The following is an 18,416-nucleotide window of genomic DNA, read 5'->3' as shown; positions in this document are numbered from 1 at the left end:
TGGTGGGGCTGGGGGGCTAGGAATTCAGGGGCACGTTGTCGATGAGGCGGACGGGGCCGACCGTGGCGGCGATAATCGCCAGCCCCTCGCCGCGGAACGGGGTGTCCCGGCAGTTCTCCGCGAGGGGCTCGAGGGTGCGCGGATCCACTACCTCGAAATAGTCCAGCTCCACGAGCGGCTGGGACCGGACGAGGGCCTGCGCCGATTCGATGTCCAGCGGCTCATGGGCGTTGGCGCGCTCCTCGATGAGCCGCAGTGCGCGGGAGAGCACCAGGGCCGCCTCGCGCTGGTCTTCGGAGAGGAAGCGGTTGCGGCTGGACAGCGCCAAGCCGTCGGCCGAGCGCACAATGGGCACCGGCACGATCTCCACGGGAAAATTCAGGTCAGCCACCATGCGCTGGACCAGGGCCAGCTGCTGCGCGTCCTTCTGGCCGAAATAGGCGCGGTACGCGGGCTGGCCGCCACCGGGCAGGCCGGCCCCAGGGATGCCGTAGTGGAGCAGTTTCGCGACGACGGTCAGCGCGCCGTCGAAGTGCCCTGGCCGGGACGCGCCTTCCCATTTTTCGCCCAGGGGTCCCGCCGTGATCCGCACGAGGGGTGCCCCGCCGGGGTAGACCTCCTCAACACCCGGCGCGAACGCCAGGTCCACCCCTTCGGCGTCGAGCAGCGCGAGGTCGGCGTCGAGCGTCCGGGGGTAGCGTTCGAGGTCCGCGGCCTCGCCAAACTGAAGCGGGTTGACGAAGATGGTGGCCGCCACGACGTCGTTCTGGGCGACGGCCGTCCGGGCCAGCTGGGCATGTCCCTCGTGCAGGGCGCCCATGGTGGGCACAAGGCCCTGGGACGTGCCGCCTTTCTGTGCCAGCAGCCGGGCGCTTGCGGCGCGGAGCTGGGCAGCAGTGGTGACGAGTTGGATTGCCATGTCAGGGTCCTTCCGGGGCGGGCGTCCCGTTCTGGCCGGGGCCGCCGAGCGCCTGTTCGATGCCGTCGAGTTGTTCCGGCTTCAGCAGTCCGCGGCTTCCTGCCCGGCGGGCTGTCGCCCGGGCCATGGCCAGGTACGCCTCAAGAATATCGCCGGCGGCGCCGCCGTCGTACTCGCGGAGGGCGCCGGCGTGCGCGGCCACCGTGCCGGTGTCGCCGCGGGCCACGGGCCCGGTCAGGGCCGTCTCGCCGGAGGCGAGGGCGTTCTCGAGGGTGGCGCGCAGCAGCGGGCCCAGCATCCGGTCCGGGGCCTCGACGCCGACGTCGCGGAGCAGCTGCGAGGCCTGCGCCACGAGCGTGACCAGGTGGTTGGAGCCGTGCGCGAGGGCAGCGTGGTAGAGGACGCGGTCGGCCTCGGCGATCGCGACGGGCTCGGCGCCCATTTCGACGACGAGTGCCTGGGCGATCGGCAGCATCGCGGCGTCGGCCGTGACGCCGAAGGTGCAGTCCAGGAGCCTGGTGAGGTCCAGGCTCATGCCCGTGAACGTCATGGCCGGGTGCAGCGCGAGCGGCACGGCACCGGCGGCGCGGACCGGATGCAGGATCCCGACGCCGAAGCGCCCGGAGGTGTGCGCCACGAGCTGGCCGGGCTGCCAGGCGCCGAGCTTGGCCAGTCCGTTCACCAGCGGGCCCAGTGCATCGTCCGGGACGGCGAGCAGGACCAGTTCGGCCCGTTCCACGATGTCCTGCACGTCCAGGATCGGGACGCCGGGCAGGAGCGTTTCGACGCGTTCTTTGCTGGCGTCCGAAACGGCCGACGCCCCGATGACGGCGTGCTCGGCTCCACGCAGCGCCGCCCCCAGGACGGCTCCGACCTTCCCCGCGCCAATGATTCCGACGCCGAGGCGTCCTGGTTTAGCCATGATGCGGGCCTTCCTGGTGGTCTTCTGCGGGTGGTGCAGCCGGCTGGGCCGCCGGCTCCAGCCAGTGTTCGCTCTTCTGGTGCTTGCGCGCGGCACGGGCACGGGCCGACTGGGCATCGAACAGGGCCCGGGCTTCGTCGAGGCCGGCCTGTATGAGCCGCGGGGCCACCGGACCCGCCGTGGTGTGCAGGACCAGGTCGGCCACCCGGAACCGCCGGGCGAGCGGGCCCTGCTGGAGCGCCATGGACTGGGTGCGCTGGTGCGGCACCACCACGAAGTTCCGCCACCAGCGGCCCGACCTCAGGAGCAGGGCGGTCTCCGTTGCCGCGAAGCCGTTGCGGCGCCAGCCCAGCGGCGCCAGGAACCGGGCCCGGCGCGGGCTGGTGACGAAGCCGCCGTCGGCGGCCTTCCCTGCTGGGCTGCCGGGGGTCCCGGCAGGGTCCGCGAGGCCGGTGATCCCCGCGGTGAACAGCCCCACCGGGTCCTGGGTCCCGGGATCCGGGAGCACCAGGGAGAGGATGTCCATGACGTCGCCGAGATATCCCACCGGAAGCAGCGTGGTCCGGGCCGAGCCTTCGCCGGCGCTGCCGGCCAGGCCGTAGCCGGCCACGTTGACCTGGATCCGGTACCAGCCGAACATCCGCCACAGCGGCGGCTGGCTGACCTTCAGCGCCTGGATCCTGCCCGGCGGAACGGTCTGCGCCTGCGTGTCCAGCAGGCCGTAGCGCAGCCGGATGCCGTCCGGGGAAATGGCGGCGGTGAAGTTGTAGCCCTTGTTGAACGAGGACCAGTAGGAGGCGATGAGCCCGATTGCGGCTGGGATCAGGAAGACCGTGAAGTTCCGGTTTTCCGTGACGGCGGAGAGCATCACCGAGGCAATGCCGCCAGCCAGGATCACGACACTTTGTTCGCTCAGGAGCAGCGAGCCCACCAGGCGCGGCGGCGGCACGGTGAGCACGGCCTGTTCGGGGGCTTCCACGGCGGCGGCCGCCGGCTCTCCGGACTCCGGGTCTCCCGGCTCCCGCGCCGGCTTCCCGCCCGCGGCACCGGAGGCTCGGGCCAGGATTGTCGCGCGGAGCTGCCGGGCCTCGTCCGCGCGCAGGTACGCCAGGCGCACCGCGGACTGGCCGGCGTCGGCGACTTCGAACCGCAATTCAGCCAGTCCGAAGATCCGTGCCAGCAGGGGTTGCACGACGTCGATCGCCTGCACCCGGTCCAGCCTGGCCTGCCGCTGCTGCTTGAACAGGAAACCGGTGTTGACGCGCACGTAGCCGCCGGCCACCTGGTAGCGGGTGAAGTACCAGCTCAGGACGTAGCCGAGAACGGTCAGCAGAATCAGGGCGCCGCCGCCGAGCAGCAGCCAGGGCGCCCGTCCGGCCAGCCGCTCGTCAAAAAGCGGGCCGCCCTGCAGGAACCGTTCGAAACTGTCGCGTCCAAAAAAGAACAGCAGTGCAGCCAGCGCCACCCAGCCGCGGACAAAGGGCGACGCGGGGTGCACGCGCAGCCAGCCGGCGTCGGCAGTTCCTTCGATACCGGATCCGACGGCGGTTCCGTCGGCGGCGCGCCCGGCATCCTCCGGTGTCAGCGCCATCCCGTCACGGCCTTCCCGTCACAGCCCGGCCAGCCGGGCTTCGCCGCGGGCGGACAGTTGTTCGCGGAGCCGGGCGCCTTCGCTCGCGGGCAGCCCGGGAATCTCGGCGCTGGTCGCGGCGGCCGCGGTGTGCAGTTTCAGAGTGCACAGGCCCAGCTGGCGTTCGACCGGGCCCACCGCGATGTCGACGTACTGCATCCGCCCGTATGGAACCACGAGCGTGCGCTGGAAGAAAATGCCGCGCCGGATCAGGAGGTCATCATCACGCTCGGCGTAGCCGATCGAGCGCACCTGCCGGGGAATCAGCGCGAGCCGCCACAGGGCCAGCAGCAGCGCTACCGCGGGCAGGGCGACGGCCAGCCAGACCGGCAGCCAGGTCCACCCGCCGGTCAGCACCACGATTAGGGGAAGCGACAGCAGGGCCACCGCGACCAGGGTTCCCAGCGCCCATCCCGCGAGGCGCACCGTGACGTACTTCGGGGAGACCCGGAGCCAGTCGATGCCCGGAGGATCAATCGCTTCGGTAGGCATATTCGCCTTCCGCCGAGGGCTTGCTGCGCTTTCCCTGCACACCGGGCCGGGATTCGGCGTCGCCGTCCTCGGGGGGAATCCGGCAGAACCGCTCGACGACGAGCCCGACGATCACCATGATCAGCCCGCCGCCAGCCATGGCCAGGGCCTGCCAGGTGATCTCCTGGTTGCTGCGCAGGTTCCACAGCCGCAGTTGCTCCACCACGATTCCCGCGTGCCAGCCCAGCAGGACCGACCCGGTGTAGGCGCAGGCCTGCGCGAGGACCAGGGTCCAGGCAGCCAGGATGGGGTTGAGGATTTTCTTCTTCTTGCCGTTGCGCCACCGGAGCACGCGGATGCCCAGCACCAGCGTGAGGGCCACGATCACGCCCATGGTCACCAGGCCCGTCAGCGGCAGCACCGGGGTGGCCAGGCCGTAGCGGCCGGAGAGCATGGTGGCGAACCAGCCGGCCACGGCCAGGACCACGCAAATGGCCAGCAGGAGCAGGGGGCTGGTCAGCTTCACGGCCGCTCCGCCGCACCGGACACGCCGGTGATCTCCGTGGCAGTGACATCCGCTGCGGCGGGGTTCTGGAAGCCGTCAAAGGTGGCAAGGTCGGCGAAATCGGCGGCTTTCGACGCGAGGTCGCCCACGCGTTCGCCGTTGAGCTCCGCCGCGGGATCGATCAGCGACCACGGATAGAGCACGAACGCCCGTTCCGCGGCCCGGGGATGAGGCAGGGTGAGCTCGGGATCGGAGCTGACCACATCCCCGTACGTGATGATGTCCACGTCCAGGGTCCGCGGCCCCCACCGGACCTCGCGCACGCGCAAATGCTTCTGCTCCACGGCGTGGCAGTGCTCGAGCAGTCCGCGCGGCGGCAGCGACGTCTCGACGGCAATCACCATGTTCAGGAAGTCAGGCTGGTCCGGCGGCCCTCCCACGGCCTTGGTCTGGACGATCGGCGAGATGGCCAGCAGGCGCACTTCCGGCGGGTCGACGAGGTCCGCGACGGCGGCGGACAGGGTGTCGCTGCGCTCCCCCAGGTTGCTGCCGAGCGCGATCACGGCACGGGTGTAGAGCGGGCTCACGTCCGCCTCCGGTGCACGCTGACGGCGACGTCGCCAAAGTCGACTTCGATCGGGGCCTTGGGCTTGTGCACGGTGATGTCCACGGCGTCGACGGCGAATTTCTGCAGGACGTCCTCGGCAATCCGCACCGCGAGGGCCTCGATCAGGTTCAGCGGCTCACCCGTGATCCAGTCCCGGATGCAGTTGGCCACCTCGCCGTAATGCGCGGTGTCCAGGACGTCGTCGGATGCGGCCGCTTTGCTGAAGTCCAGGTGCAGCACCGCGTCGACGACGAAGGGCTGCCCGTCGCGGCGCTCGAAATCGAACACACCGTGATGGCCGACGGCGGTGACGCCGCTCAGCGTGATCTGATCCATGGTGCCGGCCGGATCAGTTGGTGCCGGCGTGGGCGGAACCGGCTGGTGCCGGGGGAATCATGCGGGCGGCGACCTTGACGGCGTCCAGGCTCGCGCCGACGTCGTGCACGCGCACAGCCCAGGCGCCGCGGAAGGCGCTGATGGCGGTCATGGCGGCGGTGGCGGCGTCGCGTTCAACCGGCTGGGCGGCCTTGCCGGCCACGGTCAGGAGGCTGCCGAGGAAGCGTTTGCGTGAGCCGGCGACGAGGACCTTGTGGCCCATGGCCTGCAGGACATCCAGGTGCTGCAGGAGCTCCCAGTTCTGGCCCTCGTTCTTGGCGAAGCCCAGTCCCGGGTCCACAATGATCTGTTCCGGCGCGACCCCGGCGGCGTACAGCTTGTCGCGGACGCCGGCGAGCTCGGTCACGACTTCCCCGGCGACGTCACGGTAGTCGGTCAGGGAGTTCATGGTGCTGGCGTCGCCGCGGCGGTGCGTGAGGATGTAGGGGACCTTGGTGCGGGCGGCGAGTTCGGCCATTTCCGGTTCCATGGTCAGGCCCGAGACGTCGTTGATGATCGCGGCGCCGGCCTTCAGGGCCGCGGCAGCCGTCGCGGCGTGGGTGGTGTCGATGCTGACCAGGGCGCCGGCCTTGACCAGGGCCTCGATGACCGGCAGGACCCGGCGCTGTTCCTCGTCAGCGCCGACTGCCGTGGCACCCGGGCGCGTGGACTCGCCGCCGACGTCGATGATGTCCGCCCCGGCGTAGAACATCCGCAGCCCGGCCGCGATCGCTGTGTCCGCCGTCGCGTGTGCTCCGCCGTCGCTGAAGGAATCAGGGGTGACGTTGAGGATTCCCATCACCAGTGTCCGGTCCGTGGGCAGGTCCTGGAACTTCGCCGCCGGGCGCGGTTTGCGCAGGATGGGCAGGGGCGAAGTGGCGGGGCCGGTGCCCGGGGCTGCAGCTAGGGAGTCCATGGTCTGTGTTCTTACCTTCCGAGTATGAGGCTCATGGCTTCGGCACGGGTGGCCGGGTCATGGAGTTGCCCGCGCACTGCGCTGGTGACGGTCTTGGCGCCGGGCTTGCGGATTCCCCGCATGGACATGCACAGGTGTTCACATTCGACGACGACGATCGCGCCACGCGGATTGAGGTGCGTGACGAGGGCCTCGACGATCTGGGTGGTCAGGCGTTCCTGGACCTGCGGGCGCTTGGCAAACATGTCCACCACGCGCGCCAGCTTGCTCAGGCCCGTGACCTTGCCGTCGTGGGACGGGATGTAGCCCACATGCGCCACCCCGTGGAACGGCACCAGGTGGTGCTCGCAGGTGGAATAGAACGGAATGTCCTTGACCAGCACGAGTTCCTCGTGCTCGAGGTCGAAGGTGGTGGCCAGGATCTCGGCGGGGTCGTGGTGCAGGCCGGCGAACATTTCCACGTAGGCCTTGGCCACCCGCTTCGGGGTGTCAAGGAGGCCGCCGCGGTCCGGGTCCTCACCGATCGCCAGCAGGATTTCCCGTACTGCCGCTTCGATCCTGGGGCGGTCCACTTTGGACTTTGAATGCGGGGCTCCTCCGTCCCCCGTCGAAGCAGCGGCGGGGGCGGGAACGTCGTCGTCGAAGTTAGAAGTCACAGAAGAAGCCTAGCCGGGATGACCATCAGTCCCGATATCTGTTGCACCGCCCTGGAAGGACTCCTGCCCGCCGACGCCCTGGGCATGCGGGGGCTGGGCATCCAAGGGCTCTTCGAGCCGGGCGTGGGTGGCTTCCTCCTGGGCTTCACGCTCCGCCTTTTCGCGGCGTGACTCCACGGGGCCGGCGGTCTGAAGCGTGCGGGTCTCCTTGGAGAGCCAGACGTCGCGGAAGTCGCGCTTGCGGATGTTGGTGAAAATTTGCGCGATTTCGGCCTGGTTCAGTGTTTCGCGTTCGAGCAGTTCCAGCGCCAGCTCGTCCAGGACATCCCGGTTTTCGGTCAGGATGGCGTAGGCCTCATCATGGGCACCGTCGATCAGGCGGCGCACTTCCTCGTCGACGATGTAGGCGATCTGGTCCGAGTAGTTGCGCTCGTGGCCGGCGTCGCGGCCCAGGAACGGCTCGCCGCCGCCCTGGCCGAGGCGCACGGACCCGACCCGTTCGCTCATGCCAAACTCGGTGACCATCTTCCGGGCGATCCCGGTGGCCTTCTCGATGTCATTCGACGCGCCCGTGGACGGATCATGGAAGACGAGTTCCTCGGCGACGCGGCCGCCCATGGCGTAGGCCATCTGATCGAGCAGTTCGTTGCGGGTGATGGAGTACTTGTCGTTTTCCGGGACCACCATGGTGTAGCCGAGGGCACGGCCGCGGGGCAGGATGGTGATCTTGGTGACCGGGGCGGAGTTCCGCAGGGCAGCCGCGACGAGGGCGTGGCCGCCTTCGTGGTACGCGGTGACTTTGCGTTCGTGTTCCTTCATGACCCGGCTGCGCTTCTGCGGGCCGGCCATGACGCGGTCGATCGCCTCGTCCAGGGCGCGGTCATCGATCAGGTTGGCGTTGGACCGGGCCGTCAGCAGGGCGGCCTCGTTCAGGACGTTGGCCAGGTCCGCGCCCGTGTAGCCGGGGGTCTTCTTGGCAACAGCCTTGAGGTCGACGCCGGCAGCCATCGGCTTGCCCTTGGCGTGCACCTGCAGGATCTGGTCGCGGCCGATCAGATCGGGGGCCTCAACACCGATCTGCCGGTCGAAGCGGCCCGGGCGCAGAAGGGCGGGGTCCAGGACGTCGGGGCGGTTCGTGGCGGCAATCAGGATGACGTTGGTCTTGACGTCGAAGCCGTCCATTTCCACCAGCAGCTGGTTCAGGGTCTGCTCGCGCTCGTCGTTGCCGCCGCCGATTCCGGCGCCGCGGTGCCGGCCGACGGCGTCGATCTCATCGACGAAGATGATCGCCGGCGCGTTGGACTTGGCCTGCTCGAAGAGGTCGCGGACACGGGAGGCACCCACGCCGACGAACATTTCCACGAAGTCGGAGCCTGAGATGGAGAAGAAGGGTACGCCGGCCTCGCCGGCAACCGCGCGGGCCAGGAGGGTTTTGCCGGTGCCCGGAGGGCCGTAGAGCAGCACGCCCTTGGGGATTTTGGCGCCAACGGCCTGGAACTTGGCAGGTTCCTGCAGGAATTCCTTGATCTCCTCGAGTTCCTCGACGGCCTCATCGGCGCCGGCGACATCGCTGAAGGTCACCTGGGGCATGTCCTTGTTGACGAGCTTGGCCTTGGACTTGCCGAACTGCATCACCTTGGACCCGCCGCCCTGCATCCGGGAGAGCAGGAACCAGAACAGGACGCCGAGCAACAGCACGGGCACCAGCAGGGAGAAGAGCCCGGAGAACCAGTTGTTTTCGATCGGCTGGTCGGTGAAGCCGCCGGACGGTTTGGAGTCCGTGACGGCCTTGACGACGTCCTGGGCGCGGGCGTTGACGAAGTAGAACTGGACGTTCTTGCCCTTGTCCTGCCCGTCGACCTGAAGGTTGTCCTTCAGGACCAGGTCCACCCGGTTCTCGGCGTCAAAAATCTTGGCCTGTTCAACCTTGCCGCCGGCTGTCAGCAGCTCAAGGCCCTTGTCGGTGTCAATCCGGCTGGCGCCGCCCGGCGCAAGCGTGGCAAATGCCAGCAGCAGCATGGCCACCACGACGACAATCCAGATGCCGGGGCCCTTGAAGAAACTCTTAGCTTTCATCTGTTCGGGGCTGGCCCCGTCCCTCCTGGTAGTGCTGCACGGCGACCGGTCTGCGCGCGTGTGGTGCTGCGTCAGCTTCTAGCTATACACCGTCGCACTACCTCACGCACGGCAAAGGGCAAAAGTTCCCTGTGGGCGTAGCGGGGCCGGGCCTCCGGCCACCCGGGGCCCGGGCGGGGTTGCCTTCGCGTGAACGATTTACTCGTAGACGTGCGGAGCCAGGGTGCCGACGAAGTCCAGGTTGCGGTACTTCTCGGCGTAGTCCAGGCCATAGCCCACCACGAACTCGTTGGGGATGTCATAGCCGACGTACTTGACGTCGATCTTGACCTTGGCGGCCGTCGGCTTGCGGAAGGCGGTGCAGATTTCCACCGACGCCGTGCCGCGGGATTCCAGGTTCGTCTTGAGCCAGGACAGCGTGAGGCCGGAATCGATGATGTCCTCGACGATCAGGACGTCTTTGCCCATGAGGTCGGTGTCGAGGTCCTTCAGGATGCGGACGACGCCTGAGGACTGCGTGCCCGAGCCGTACGAGGACACGGCCATCCAGTCCATGGAGACGTGGGTGTGCAGCGCACGGGCCAGATCAGCCATGACCATGACGGCGCCCTTGAGCACGCCGACGATCAGGAGGTCGCGGCCCTCGTAGTCCTTGTCGATCTGCGCCGCGAGTTCGGTGATCCGTTGCTGGATCTGTTCCTTGGTGTAGAGAACGTGTTTGAGGTCTGCCTGGACGTCGTTTGAATCCACCAATGGCTCCTGTGTAGATGCGGGGTGCGACTAATTTCGGGGCGGCTGTTGAGGCCGGAATACAAGCTTCCCACAGCGGGCGGCTTCGCGGGGAACACCGGCGGCGGACGGCTCCGCCGCAAGGAGCTGCGCGAGCGAGAGCCGGTAGACGCTGACCGCGCCGGGAAGCTCCACCGGGCCGGCCGATCCCTGCCGGCGCAGGAGCGCTTCCGCCGCGAGCAGCCGCTGGTAGCTGGGCTGCTGACCGCCGACGGCGGCGGCGGCCTTGGCGATCACCCGGAACCTCACGGCCGGGGCCAGGTCCCTCAGCCCGGCCTCCGGAAGGCTGATCTCCTCCCCTGTCTGCTGGCGCAGCCGCTCGAAAGTGTCGTTCGCCACGTCCTCCAGGTAATCGGCGTCGAGCTGCAGGATCGCGGCCGTGCGGGCGAGCGATTCGGCAACGCCGGGGCCAAGCTTGTCCTCCAGCAGGGGCAGCACCTCAACCCGTGTCCGGGAACGCGCGTATACGGGATCGGTGTTGGACGGGTCGTGCCAGGGCTCGAGGTCCTCCACCCGGCAGATCTCCAGGGTGTCCGCGCGCCGCAGGCCCAGGAACGGGCGCAGCAGCCGGCCGCGGGCCGGCCGCATCCCGGCGAGGGACCGGGTGCCCGACCCGCGCGCCAGGCCCAGGAGCACTTGTTCGGCCTGGTCATCGAGGGTGTGGCCGAGCAGGATGGCGGTTGCACCTGCCTCGTCCGCGGCGGCCTCAAGGGCAGCATGGCGGGCGTCCCGGGCGGCGGCCTCTGGGCCCGCGCCGCTGGAGGCGACGTCGACAGTCCGGATCGTCACGGGAGAGAGCCCGAGCTCCTCGAGGGTGCGGGCCGTGGTGGCCGCGACCCCGGCCGAGCCCGGCTGCAGCTGGTGGTCCACGACGACGGCGCCGACAGAGACAAGATGGCCGTCCACGTGGCCCCGGCGCCCGAAATAGGCGGCGACGGCGGCGAGAGCCAGCGAGTCCGGTCCGCCGCTGCAGGCTACCAGGACGCGGTCCGGGTAGCCGGCCGCGGCGAGGGCGTCCTGCAGCATTTTTCGTGCCGTGCCGACCACCGGCGCGAGGCGGCCGGGCCGGCGTCGTCCGCTGGAAATCGAGGTAGAGCCGGCGCCGTCGGGGGCAGTCATGGCGGCTAGAGGCCCATCCGGTCGAGCCAGAGCCTGGAGTCGTGGATCTCGGGTTCGCTGGGGAGGTGGTCCGCGGACTCCCAGACTTTGTTGAAGCCTGCCATGCCGGCGGCGGCCACCACTTCCCGGACGAACTTGGCGCCGTCACTGTACTGGCGCATCTTGGCGTCGAGGCCGAGCAGGTTGCGGATGAATTTCTCGATCATGCCGCGGTCCTGGCCTCGGTCGTTGAAACGTTGCCGGATGGTCTTCACCGAGGGAACGATGCTGGCGTCCACGGCGTCCATGACCACATTGGCGTGACCCTCGAGCAGGCTCATGAGCGCAGTCAGGCGGGACAGGGCCGCCTTTTCCTCCGGGTTCTGGAGCAGGTCCAGGATGGCGCCCCGTCCGGGCGCGGCGCCGGGTGCCGCGCGGTCCTTCAGCGATTTCGCGGCCGCCGAGGCCCGTTCCATCAGGGAATCGACATTGCCCAGCAACAGTCCGCTGAGGTTTTCGATCTCCTGGAGCATGTGGTGCCGCAGCCACGGTGCGGCGGCGAACTGCACCCGGTGGGTCTGTTCGTGGAGGCAGACCCAGAGCCGGAAGTCCGCGGGTTCGACTTTCAGTTCGCGTTCCACGGAGATGATGTTCGGCGCTACGAGCAGCAGCCGTCCGGAAGCGGGGGCCGTGGAGTTTTCGGCCAGCGCGGAGAAGGGATCGTACTGGCCCAGGACTTTGCTCGAAAGGAAGGCCAGGATGGCGCCGAGCTGGCTGCCGGTGATGGCCGCGCTGACCCCGGCAGCTCCGGGGCTGAGGGAACCACGGCCCTCCAGCAGCTTTCCCATGGCGGGCTTGAGCATGACGGCGAAGCTCTGCGTGTTGGCCTTGGCCCATGAGGCCCGGTCCACGACGAGGACCTCGGAGTCGCGCAGGTCCCGGGCGGCGTCCAGTCCGGTGATGTGGTGGACGTGCGGCACGGAAATGTCCGCCATGAGCCGCAGATTTTCGACGGCGGCGCCGATCTCGGCGCTGCCCAGGACGGGGCCTGCCGGCGTCAGCCGGGCTGCCGTGGACGCGGCGAGCTCCCAGTTGATGAGATCCGGGACCTGGACCGATGCCGCACTCGGCGTCTTGGGTGATGTCTCGCTTGATGTCTCGCTTGCAGAGGACTCCATGGGGTCCATCAGATCACAGGGCCCCGACAATGCGCCTTAATTTTCGCTGACCGGCGAACCGGCCGGGGCTCCGTGACCCCGGGCCGAAGGGCCAGACCGGCGCGGGGTCCCGGCCGGCCGGCGCCGTCAGCGGCAGCCGCAGCCGGCGAGGACGGCGGCGGAGCGGTCCAGTGCGGCCTTGTTCGCGGCGCCGGGGGTCAGCCCGTTGCCGACGAAGGAAAAGACCAGGAGCCGGCCGTCGGCGTCGACCACGGAACCGCTAAGCGCAATGACCGTGTTCAGTGTGCCCGTCTTGGCGCGGACCAGCCCGGCGCCCGCGGCCGAGGCCGCATCCGTGTAGCGGTCCCCCAGGGTGCCGGTGAGCCCGGCGACCGGGAACCCGCTCAGGGCGGCGCGCAGCCGGGGGTCTGTGCCCGAGGTCATGGCCCGGACCACGTCCGTGAGCTGCCGGGCCGAGACCCGGTTGGCCAGGGCAAGGCCGGAGACGTCCGCGGCCCGGAGCGAGTCAGTGGGAACGCCCATGTCCTTGACCTGCTGCAGCACGGCGGCAATGGCGTCGTCGCTGCTGCCGGGCCGGCCGACGCCGAGGGCGGTCATCCGTCCCATCACCTCGGCGAGGTAGTTGTCCGAGGTCTGCAGCATCATGTCCACCTGCTGCCCCACCGTGGCGGACTGGACCTCGGCCAGGACTTTGGCGTGCCCGCCCTCCGGCGCGTCACCGGTCCGGCCCCGGGCGACGCCGGGGGCAACGGACAGCCCCCCGGCCGCCGCGGCCGCCGTGAGCCGGGCGGCGAACACCTCGGCGGCGGTCATGGCGGCGTCCTGCGGGCGCGGTCCGGTGGTCTTGGCGGGATCGAACCTCGCGGAGTTCAGCGCCAGCGGGTACAGCGGGGCCATCTCCCCGGCGGCGACGTCCTCTGGGCTCCACGCCTGGCTGAGCGAGGGGCCGCTGAAGAGGGAGTCATCCAGCAGGACGGTCACCGTGCCGGTGACGCCGCCGGCTTTGAGGGCATCGATAGTGGCCTTCGCGAGCGTGGTCAGCCCGGCGCGGCCCAGAACGGCGCCCGGGGCCGATTCCCCGGCGCCCAGGAGGACATCGCCCCCGCCGGTCAGGACCACCGAGCCGGGGGTCGGCCCCGCCAGCACCCGGGTGCTGAAGCGGCGGTCGGGGCCCAAGACGCGCAGGGCCGCGCCGGCTGTGAGGAGCTTCATGTTCGACGCCGGAACGCGGGCCTCGTCGGCAGCCTGGTCGAAGAGGACCTGCCCCGTGGCGGCGTCCTGGACGATGCCGGTGAAGGTGCCGGCGCCGTCGGGCTTAAGGGTCTGGTTCAGCTGCGCGGCGAGGGCGGCCCCGGCCGGAACCGGCGCGGAAGCGCTGAGGGGCCCGATTGCCCCCGAACTGTTGCCGGGAGGGCTCAGTGTGGCGGGGATCTGCTGCCAGGGCGGTGCTGTCTGCGAGGCGTCGGAGGACCTGTCATGGCCGAGGAACGCCGGGGCGATGGCGATGCCGGCCGGCACTGCCACGGCCACCACGAGGAGGGTCTGGAGCAGCAGCGCGGGCATCCTGCGACCGCTGCCGGGCGCCGGCTGGGTACCCTCGCGGCTGGTTCTCGGTTTCATGCTGCTGCTGGTCCTTAGTCCTGAAATGTCCCCACTAGTTCCTGAAACCAGCGCCTCTCGCTATATCCTCAATAGTAGTCGGCGGCACCGACAGCCCTTATGCACGTGCCGCGCACCCCCTGAATTCGTCAAGGAGCATTCCATGAAGCATGACGTGACCATCGAGATCCCCAAGGGATCGCGCGTCAAGTACGAAGTCGACCACGAGACCGGCCGCGTCCGCCTGGACCGCGTCCTGTTCACGTCGATGCAGTACCCCACCCACTACGGTTTCTTCGAGAACACCCTGGGTGAGGATGGGGATCCGCTGGACGCGCTGGTGCTCCTGCAGGACTTCGACCTCTACCCCGGCGTGATCGTCGAGTCCCGCCCGATCGGCGTGTTCAACATGACCGACGACGGCGGCGGCGACGCCAAGGTCCTGTGCGTCCCGACCGATGCCCGGTTCGACCACATCAAAGAGATCAGCGATGTCAGCGAGTTCCTGATCAAGGAAATCGAGCACTTCTTTACCCGTTACAAGGACCTGGAGCCGGGCAAGTGGGTCAAGGCCGAGGGCTGGGGCGACCGTGCCGCCGCCGAAGCCGAACTGGCAGCCTCCATCAAGCGTTACGTTCCGGCAGCCGGCCACTGACCGTTCCTGCACTCCAGCGCGGGGTCACGTACCGCCCATCCGGGGTTCCGGAACGGGCGGTAGGTGACCCCGCGTTTTTGTTGGGCGTTTTTCGATTGGCGTTCAGTCAATTGGCTGGGGCGCGGTGATGCGGACTCTCGGCGTCGACCTCGCTGCCGCCGCAAAGAAGACGGCGGCGGCAGTCATCGAATGGGATGGCGGCGCGGCGCGCCTGGCGCATCTGTCGTTGGACGTGGGCGACGAGGAGATCCTCCGCCTCTTCGGCACCAGCGCCATGACGGGGATCGATTCCCCCCTCGGCTGGCCGGACGCGTTTCTTCCCTTCATCGCCGGGCACCTGAGCTTCGAACCCCATCCGGTGCTGGACCATGACGGGATCGAGGGCCGCCGGCTGCTCGCCTACCGCGACACCGACCGTTTCGTCACCGGCAACACCGGCATGATCCCGCTCAGCGTCTCCGCGGACCGGCTGGCCCACCCGGCGATGCGTTGCGCGGTGATTCAGGCGAAGATCGCAAGGGAGTACGGTCCGCAGGCCAGGGACGGCAGCGGCCGGCTTGCCGAGGTGTACCCGGCGGCGTCGCTGAAGCTCTGGGGGATCCATGCCCGCGGCTACAAGGGGCGCGGGGCGCCGGAGGCGGAAATGCTGTCCTCAGCGGTGGCGGACCTGGCCGTGAAGGCGCCGTGGCTGGACCTGGCGGAGTACCGGGCCGATCTTGCGGCGTCCGATGACATGTTCGATGCCCTCATCGCCTCCCTGTCCGCGCGGGCCGTCGCCGTCGGCGCGACGCTGCGGCCCGGGCCCGGGCACGCCGCGGCGGCCCTGACCGAAGGCTGGATCCACCTGCCCTCCGGCCAGCTTTCCGGCCTCGCTTCCCGGTAACCGCCTCTGTTACGGCCCCGGCACAGCACGCCCGCCAACAACTTGCCCCGCAAGTGCCAGCAGGTAGTGTGTCATCAGAATGTTCACGCTGACCATCAATCAAACCGACAGCCGGCGCGACGGCGACCGCGTGCCGCAGCTCCTCAAGGACCTGCGGCACATTCCGGCGCGCCTTGATTTCGACCGTTCCGTCGAGGATGAGGTCCAAGGGATCCTGGACTGTCCGCATCAGACGGTGGAAGCGGCCATGATCGCCCTGCGCAGCGGCAGCTGGTACGTGGGCATTGGCGTGGGCCCGGTCAATGAACCCCTGCCGAACCAGATCAAGGACGCCTCCGGGCACGGGCTGATCTATGCCCGGCGCGCGGTGGATCGCCTCCGGAACCACAAGGACCGCGTCCGGGTGGCCGTGGAGGGTCCGCTGGCCGATCTTGCCGCAGAGGCGGAAGCCGTGCTGCGCCTCCTGGGCCACATTGTGCACGACCGCAGCCACGCGGAATGGCGCGTACTGGACTTACTCACCCCGGGGGTGCGGGGTCAGCAGAAGGCGGTCGCAGAGGAACTCGGGATCACCACCCAGGCCGTGAGCAAGGCCGTGGCCCGGTCCCAGTGGAATGAAGAACACGCGGCCCGGCCCGCTGCGGCGCGGCTCCTGGGCCTCATCCTCGACGTCCGCTAGCCGTCCCGGCCCCTCCCCGGAACCGCCCGACCCTGCCGCGCCTTTGAGGCCTTAGAGGAGGCTGCGAAGCACGTGCGCGGCGCCGTCGTCGTAGACCGATTTCGTCACTTCGTCAGCGGCGGCAATCACCTCAACGGGGGCCTGGCCCATGGCCACGCCGCGGCGCGCCCAGGTCAGCATCTCGATGTCATTGCGGCCGTCGCCGACGGCGACAGTGCGGTGCGTTTCGATGCTGAGCCGGTCGCGGAGCTGTTCCAGTGCGCTGGCCTTCGTGACACCGGCAGCGGCGATGTCCAGCCACGCCGTCCAGCCCACCGAATACGTGACGCCGGCGAGCCCGATGTGGCGGATCGCGGTGTTGAATTCTTCGGGCGTATTCTCCGAGCTGAAGACCACCACGCGCACGGCGGTTGCCTCCAGCATGGTCTGGAAGTCGACGCCGACCGCTTCGACGCCGAAGCTGGCGTCCTGGAAGCGTTCCGTGGACAGGAAGTTGCCGTCCCCGTCCTCGAGCGCGTACTTGGCCGAGGGCAGCCGCTTGCGCAGCGCGCGAAGGACCGGCCCGGGGTCAAACGTTGCCTTGTGGAGGATTTCGTAGCCCTCGGGCAGGCCGGAGTCGACGCGCAGGATCACACCGCCGTTGGAGCACACGGCGTAACCGTTCTCGATCCCGATGTGTTCGATGACGGGCAATGTGGCGTTGAGCGAGCGGCCGGTCGCGATCATGACGTGGTGGCCTGCGGCCACCACGGCCTGGGCGGCCTCGCGGACGGGAACCGACATGTGCCCGTCGTGGTCCACGAGGGTGCCATCGACGTCCAGGGCGATCAGCATCTTGTCGCCGGCCCGGTTCCGGGAGTTTCCCACCCGGGCCGCGCTGGCCGGGGCCGCCGTGTTCTGGTCTGTCGTGTTCTGGTCTGTCGTGTTCTGGTGTGTGGTGCGCCGGTCATCGTTGCCGGCGACTGAGGATTCAGTCATTGTTGTCATCTCACAAGTAGAGCAGAGACCCCCGACTGCCGCTAGGACACACGCCACAGCGAGGCGTGAACTTGCGGTAAACACCCACGGAATGTCCCCGTTGTGGGCGTTTACCCGGCGGCCATCGGAGGCCTGGCTGGGGTCGGATCGGGGTTAGAGGACGGGGAAGACCGTCATGCCGCCGAGGTACTTCTGCAGGGCGGCGGGGACGTTGACGGAGCCGTCGGGGTTCTGGTGGTGCTCCAGGATGGCGACGATCCAGCGGGTGGTGGCCAGGGTGCCGTTGAGCGTGGCGACTGCCCGCGTGCCCTTGGGCGCGCCGTCCTCGTTCAGAACCCGTTCCCGGATGTTCAGCCGGCGCGCCTGGAACGTGGTGCAGTTCGACGTCGAGGTCAGCTCCCGGTATGCGCCCTGGGTGGGGACCCAGGCCTCACAGTCAAACTTCCGGGCCGCGGAATTGCCCAGATCGCCGGCGGCGGTGTCAATGACGCGGTACGGGAGCTCGCACTTGGCCAGCATCTCCTCTTCCCATGCCAGCAGGCGGGCGTGCTCGGCGGCAGCGTCCTCAACCGTGGTGTAGATGAACATCTCCACCTTGTTGAACTGGTGGACCCGGATGATGCCGCGGGTGTCCTTGCCGTGCGAGCCCGCCTCGCGCCGGTAGCACGAGCTCTGGCCCGCATAGCGGATGGGGCCGGCCGAAAGGTCCAGGATCTCGTCGGCGTGGTAGCCGGCGAGGGCCACCTCCGAGGTGCCCACAAGGTACAGGTCGTCCTCGGCGAGACGGTAGATCTCGGCGTCGTGCTTGACGTCAAAGCCGGTGCCCTGCATGGTTTCCGGGCGGACCAGGGTGGGCGTGATCATGGGGACGAACCCGGCGTCGATCGCCTGTTCCATGGCCATCTGGAGCAGCGCCATTTCCAGCCGGGCGCCGACGCCGCGCAGGAAGTAGAAGCGTGAACCGGAAACCTTCGCCCCGCGTTCCATATCGATGGCCCCGATCAGCTCACCGATCTCGAGGTGGTCCTTCGGCTCGAAGTCGGGGAATTCGCGCGGCGTGCCCACCGTCTTGACCACAATGTAGTCGTCCTCACCGCCGGCCGGGACGCCGTCCTCGATCAGGTTCGGGATGGTCCGGAGGAGTTCGTCCTGGGCGGCCTGGACGAGATCGGCCTCGGCCGATGCCGCCTTGACGGAGGCCGCCAGAGCCTTGACCTCGGCGAGGAGGGTCTGCTTTTCCTCGCCCTTGGCCTGCGCGACCTTCTTGCCGTACGCATTCTGCTCGGCCCGCAGGTTCTCGAACCGGATCAGGGCTGCCCGCCGGGCCGAGTCCCCTGCGATGATCGCGTCCACCGCGGATTCGTCGGCGCCTCGGGCGCGCTGGCTGGCACGGAACTTGTCCGGATTTTCGCTGAGGTCTTTTACGTCGATCACCAGACAAGAGTATCCAATCCGGTCACGGTTGCCCGGCAAGCCGGCC

The 18,416-nt window shown here is 69.0% G+C and carries 19 protein-coding genes; 3 read left to right on the top strand and 16 right to left on the bottom strand.

Annotation, left to right across the window (positions count from 1 at the left end):
• Positions 1 to 16 precede the first annotated feature (16 nt).
• The 14 genes from panC to dacB form a co-directional block, all read right to left on the bottom strand.
• Entirely contained in the window at positions 17 to 919 is a 903-nt protein-coding gene (panC, locus tag AC1DGD_RS05175; protein ID WP_476856118.1) for a pantoate--beta-alanine ligase, read from the bottom strand.
• 1 nt (position 920) lies between these two features.
• Positions 921 to 1,841, bottom strand: a complete 921-nt coding sequence (locus AC1DGD_RS05170) for a Rossmann-like and DUF2520 domain-containing protein (protein WP_476856117.1) — start codon at positions 1,839 to 1,841, stop codon at positions 921 to 923.
• A complete protein-coding gene (locus AC1DGD_RS05165) occupies positions 1,834 to 3,432 on the bottom strand; it encodes a PH domain-containing protein (RefSeq protein ID WP_476856116.1) in 1,599 nt (532 codons plus the stop codon). Before AC1DGD_RS05165 ends, AC1DGD_RS05170 begins: the two co-directional genes overlap by 8 nt.
• Before the next feature lie 18 nt (positions 3,433 to 3,450).
• Entirely contained in the window at positions 3,451 to 3,963 is a 513-nt protein-coding gene (locus tag AC1DGD_RS05160) for a PH domain-containing protein (RefSeq protein ID WP_476856115.1), read from the bottom strand.
• The gene (locus tag AC1DGD_RS05155; protein WP_223914701.1) at positions 3,944 to 4,468 is read right to left on the bottom strand and encodes a DUF3180 domain-containing protein; all 525 of its coding nucleotides are present in this window, start codon (positions 4,466 to 4,468) and stop codon (positions 3,944 to 3,946) included. The genes AC1DGD_RS05160 and AC1DGD_RS05155 overlap by 20 nt, the downstream gene beginning before the upstream one ends.
• Complete coding sequence (gene folK, locus AC1DGD_RS05150) at positions 4,465 to 5,034, bottom strand: 2-amino-4-hydroxy-6-hydroxymethyldihydropteridine diphosphokinase (RefSeq protein ID WP_476856114.1); 570 nt, start codon at positions 5,032 to 5,034, stop codon at positions 4,465 to 4,467. The genes AC1DGD_RS05155 and folK overlap by 4 nt, the downstream gene beginning before the upstream one ends.
• Positions 5,031 to 5,390 carry a dihydroneopterin aldolase gene (gene folB / locus AC1DGD_RS05145; RefSeq protein ID WP_476856113.1) on the bottom strand — a complete coding sequence of 120 codons (360 nt, stop codon included), beginning with the start codon at positions 5,388 to 5,390 and terminating at the stop codon, positions 5,031 to 5,033. Before folB ends, folK begins: the two co-directional genes overlap by 4 nt.
• A 13-nt stretch (positions 5,391 to 5,403) precedes the next feature.
• Entirely contained in the window at positions 5,404 to 6,345 is a 942-nt protein-coding gene (folP, locus tag AC1DGD_RS05140) for a dihydropteroate synthase (protein ID WP_476856112.1), read from the bottom strand.
• Between the two features lie 11 nt (positions 6,346 to 6,356).
• Positions 6,357 to 7,001: a GTP cyclohydrolase I FolE gene (gene folE, locus AC1DGD_RS05135; RefSeq protein ID WP_476856111.1), complete on the bottom strand. Its 645-nt coding sequence runs from the start codon at positions 6,999 to 7,001 to the stop codon at positions 6,357 to 6,359.
• Positions 7,002 to 7,010: 9 nt separating this feature from the next.
• Positions 7,011 to 9,077 (bottom strand): ATP-dependent zinc metalloprotease FtsH, encoded by a 2,067-nt coding sequence (ftsH, locus tag AC1DGD_RS05130; protein WP_223914706.1) that lies wholly within the window; start codon positions 9,075 to 9,077, stop codon positions 7,011 to 7,013.
• 198 nt (positions 9,078 to 9,275) lie between these two features.
• A complete protein-coding gene (gene hpt, locus AC1DGD_RS05125; RefSeq protein WP_018774939.1) occupies positions 9,276 to 9,827 on the bottom strand; it encodes a hypoxanthine phosphoribosyltransferase in 552 nt (183 codons plus the stop codon).
• A 30-nt stretch (positions 9,828 to 9,857) separates the two neighbouring features.
• On the bottom strand, positions 9,858 to 10,892 hold the full coding sequence (gene tilS, locus AC1DGD_RS05120) for a tRNA lysidine(34) synthetase TilS (protein WP_476856230.1): 1,035 nt from the start codon (positions 10,890 to 10,892) through the stop codon (positions 9,858 to 9,860).
• Between the two features lie 98 nt (positions 10,893 to 10,990).
• The gene (locus AC1DGD_RS05115) at positions 10,991 to 12,151 is read right to left on the bottom strand and encodes a zinc-dependent metalloprotease (RefSeq protein ID WP_476856110.1); all 1,161 of its coding nucleotides are present in this window, start codon (positions 12,149 to 12,151) and stop codon (positions 10,991 to 10,993) included.
• A 117-nt stretch (positions 12,152 to 12,268) separates the two neighbouring features.
• Positions 12,269 to 13,762 carry a D-alanyl-D-alanine carboxypeptidase/D-alanyl-D-alanine endopeptidase gene (gene dacB, locus AC1DGD_RS05110; RefSeq protein WP_476856109.1) on the bottom strand — a complete coding sequence of 498 codons (1,494 nt, stop codon included), beginning with the start codon at positions 13,760 to 13,762 and terminating at the stop codon, positions 12,269 to 12,271.
• 142 nt (positions 13,763 to 13,904) lie between these two features.
• Here dacB and AC1DGD_RS05105 point away from each other — a divergent pair, with 142 nt between their 5' ends.
• From AC1DGD_RS05105 to AC1DGD_RS05095, 3 genes are all read left to right on the top strand, one after another.
• Complete coding sequence (locus AC1DGD_RS05105) at positions 13,905 to 14,396, top strand: inorganic diphosphatase (protein ID WP_018774943.1); 492 nt, start codon at positions 13,905 to 13,907, stop codon at positions 14,394 to 14,396.
• Between the two features lie 127 nt (positions 14,397 to 14,523).
• The gene (locus AC1DGD_RS05100; RefSeq protein WP_476856108.1) at positions 14,524 to 15,279 is read left to right on the top strand and encodes a DUF429 domain-containing protein; all 756 of its coding nucleotides are present in this window, start codon (positions 14,524 to 14,526) and stop codon (positions 15,277 to 15,279) included.
• A gap of 79 nt (positions 15,280 to 15,358) precedes the next feature.
• Positions 15,359 to 15,958 (top strand): hypothetical protein, encoded by a 600-nt coding sequence (locus AC1DGD_RS05095; protein ID WP_223915353.1) that lies wholly within the window; start codon positions 15,359 to 15,361, stop codon positions 15,956 to 15,958.
• Positions 15,959 to 16,009: 51 nt separating this feature from the next.
• Here the strand turns inward: AC1DGD_RS05095 and AC1DGD_RS05090 are convergent, their stop codons facing one another.
• Positions 16,010 to 16,945, bottom strand: coding sequence for an HAD family hydrolase (locus AC1DGD_RS05090; RefSeq protein WP_476849918.1), 936 nt, complete (start codon positions 16,943 to 16,945; stop codon positions 16,010 to 16,012).
• A gap of 144 nt (positions 16,946 to 17,089) precedes the next feature.
• On the bottom strand, positions 17,090 to 18,370 hold the full coding sequence (serS, locus tag AC1DGD_RS05085; protein WP_230008894.1) for a serine--tRNA ligase: 1,281 nt from the start codon (positions 18,368 to 18,370) through the stop codon (positions 17,090 to 17,092).
• Between the last annotated feature and the right edge of the window lie 46 nt (positions 18,371 to 18,416).

The sequence above is a fragment of the Arthrobacter sp. 05T45 genome (assembly GCF_056395875.1).
This window is presented reverse-complemented; position numbering and strand designations above follow the sequence as displayed.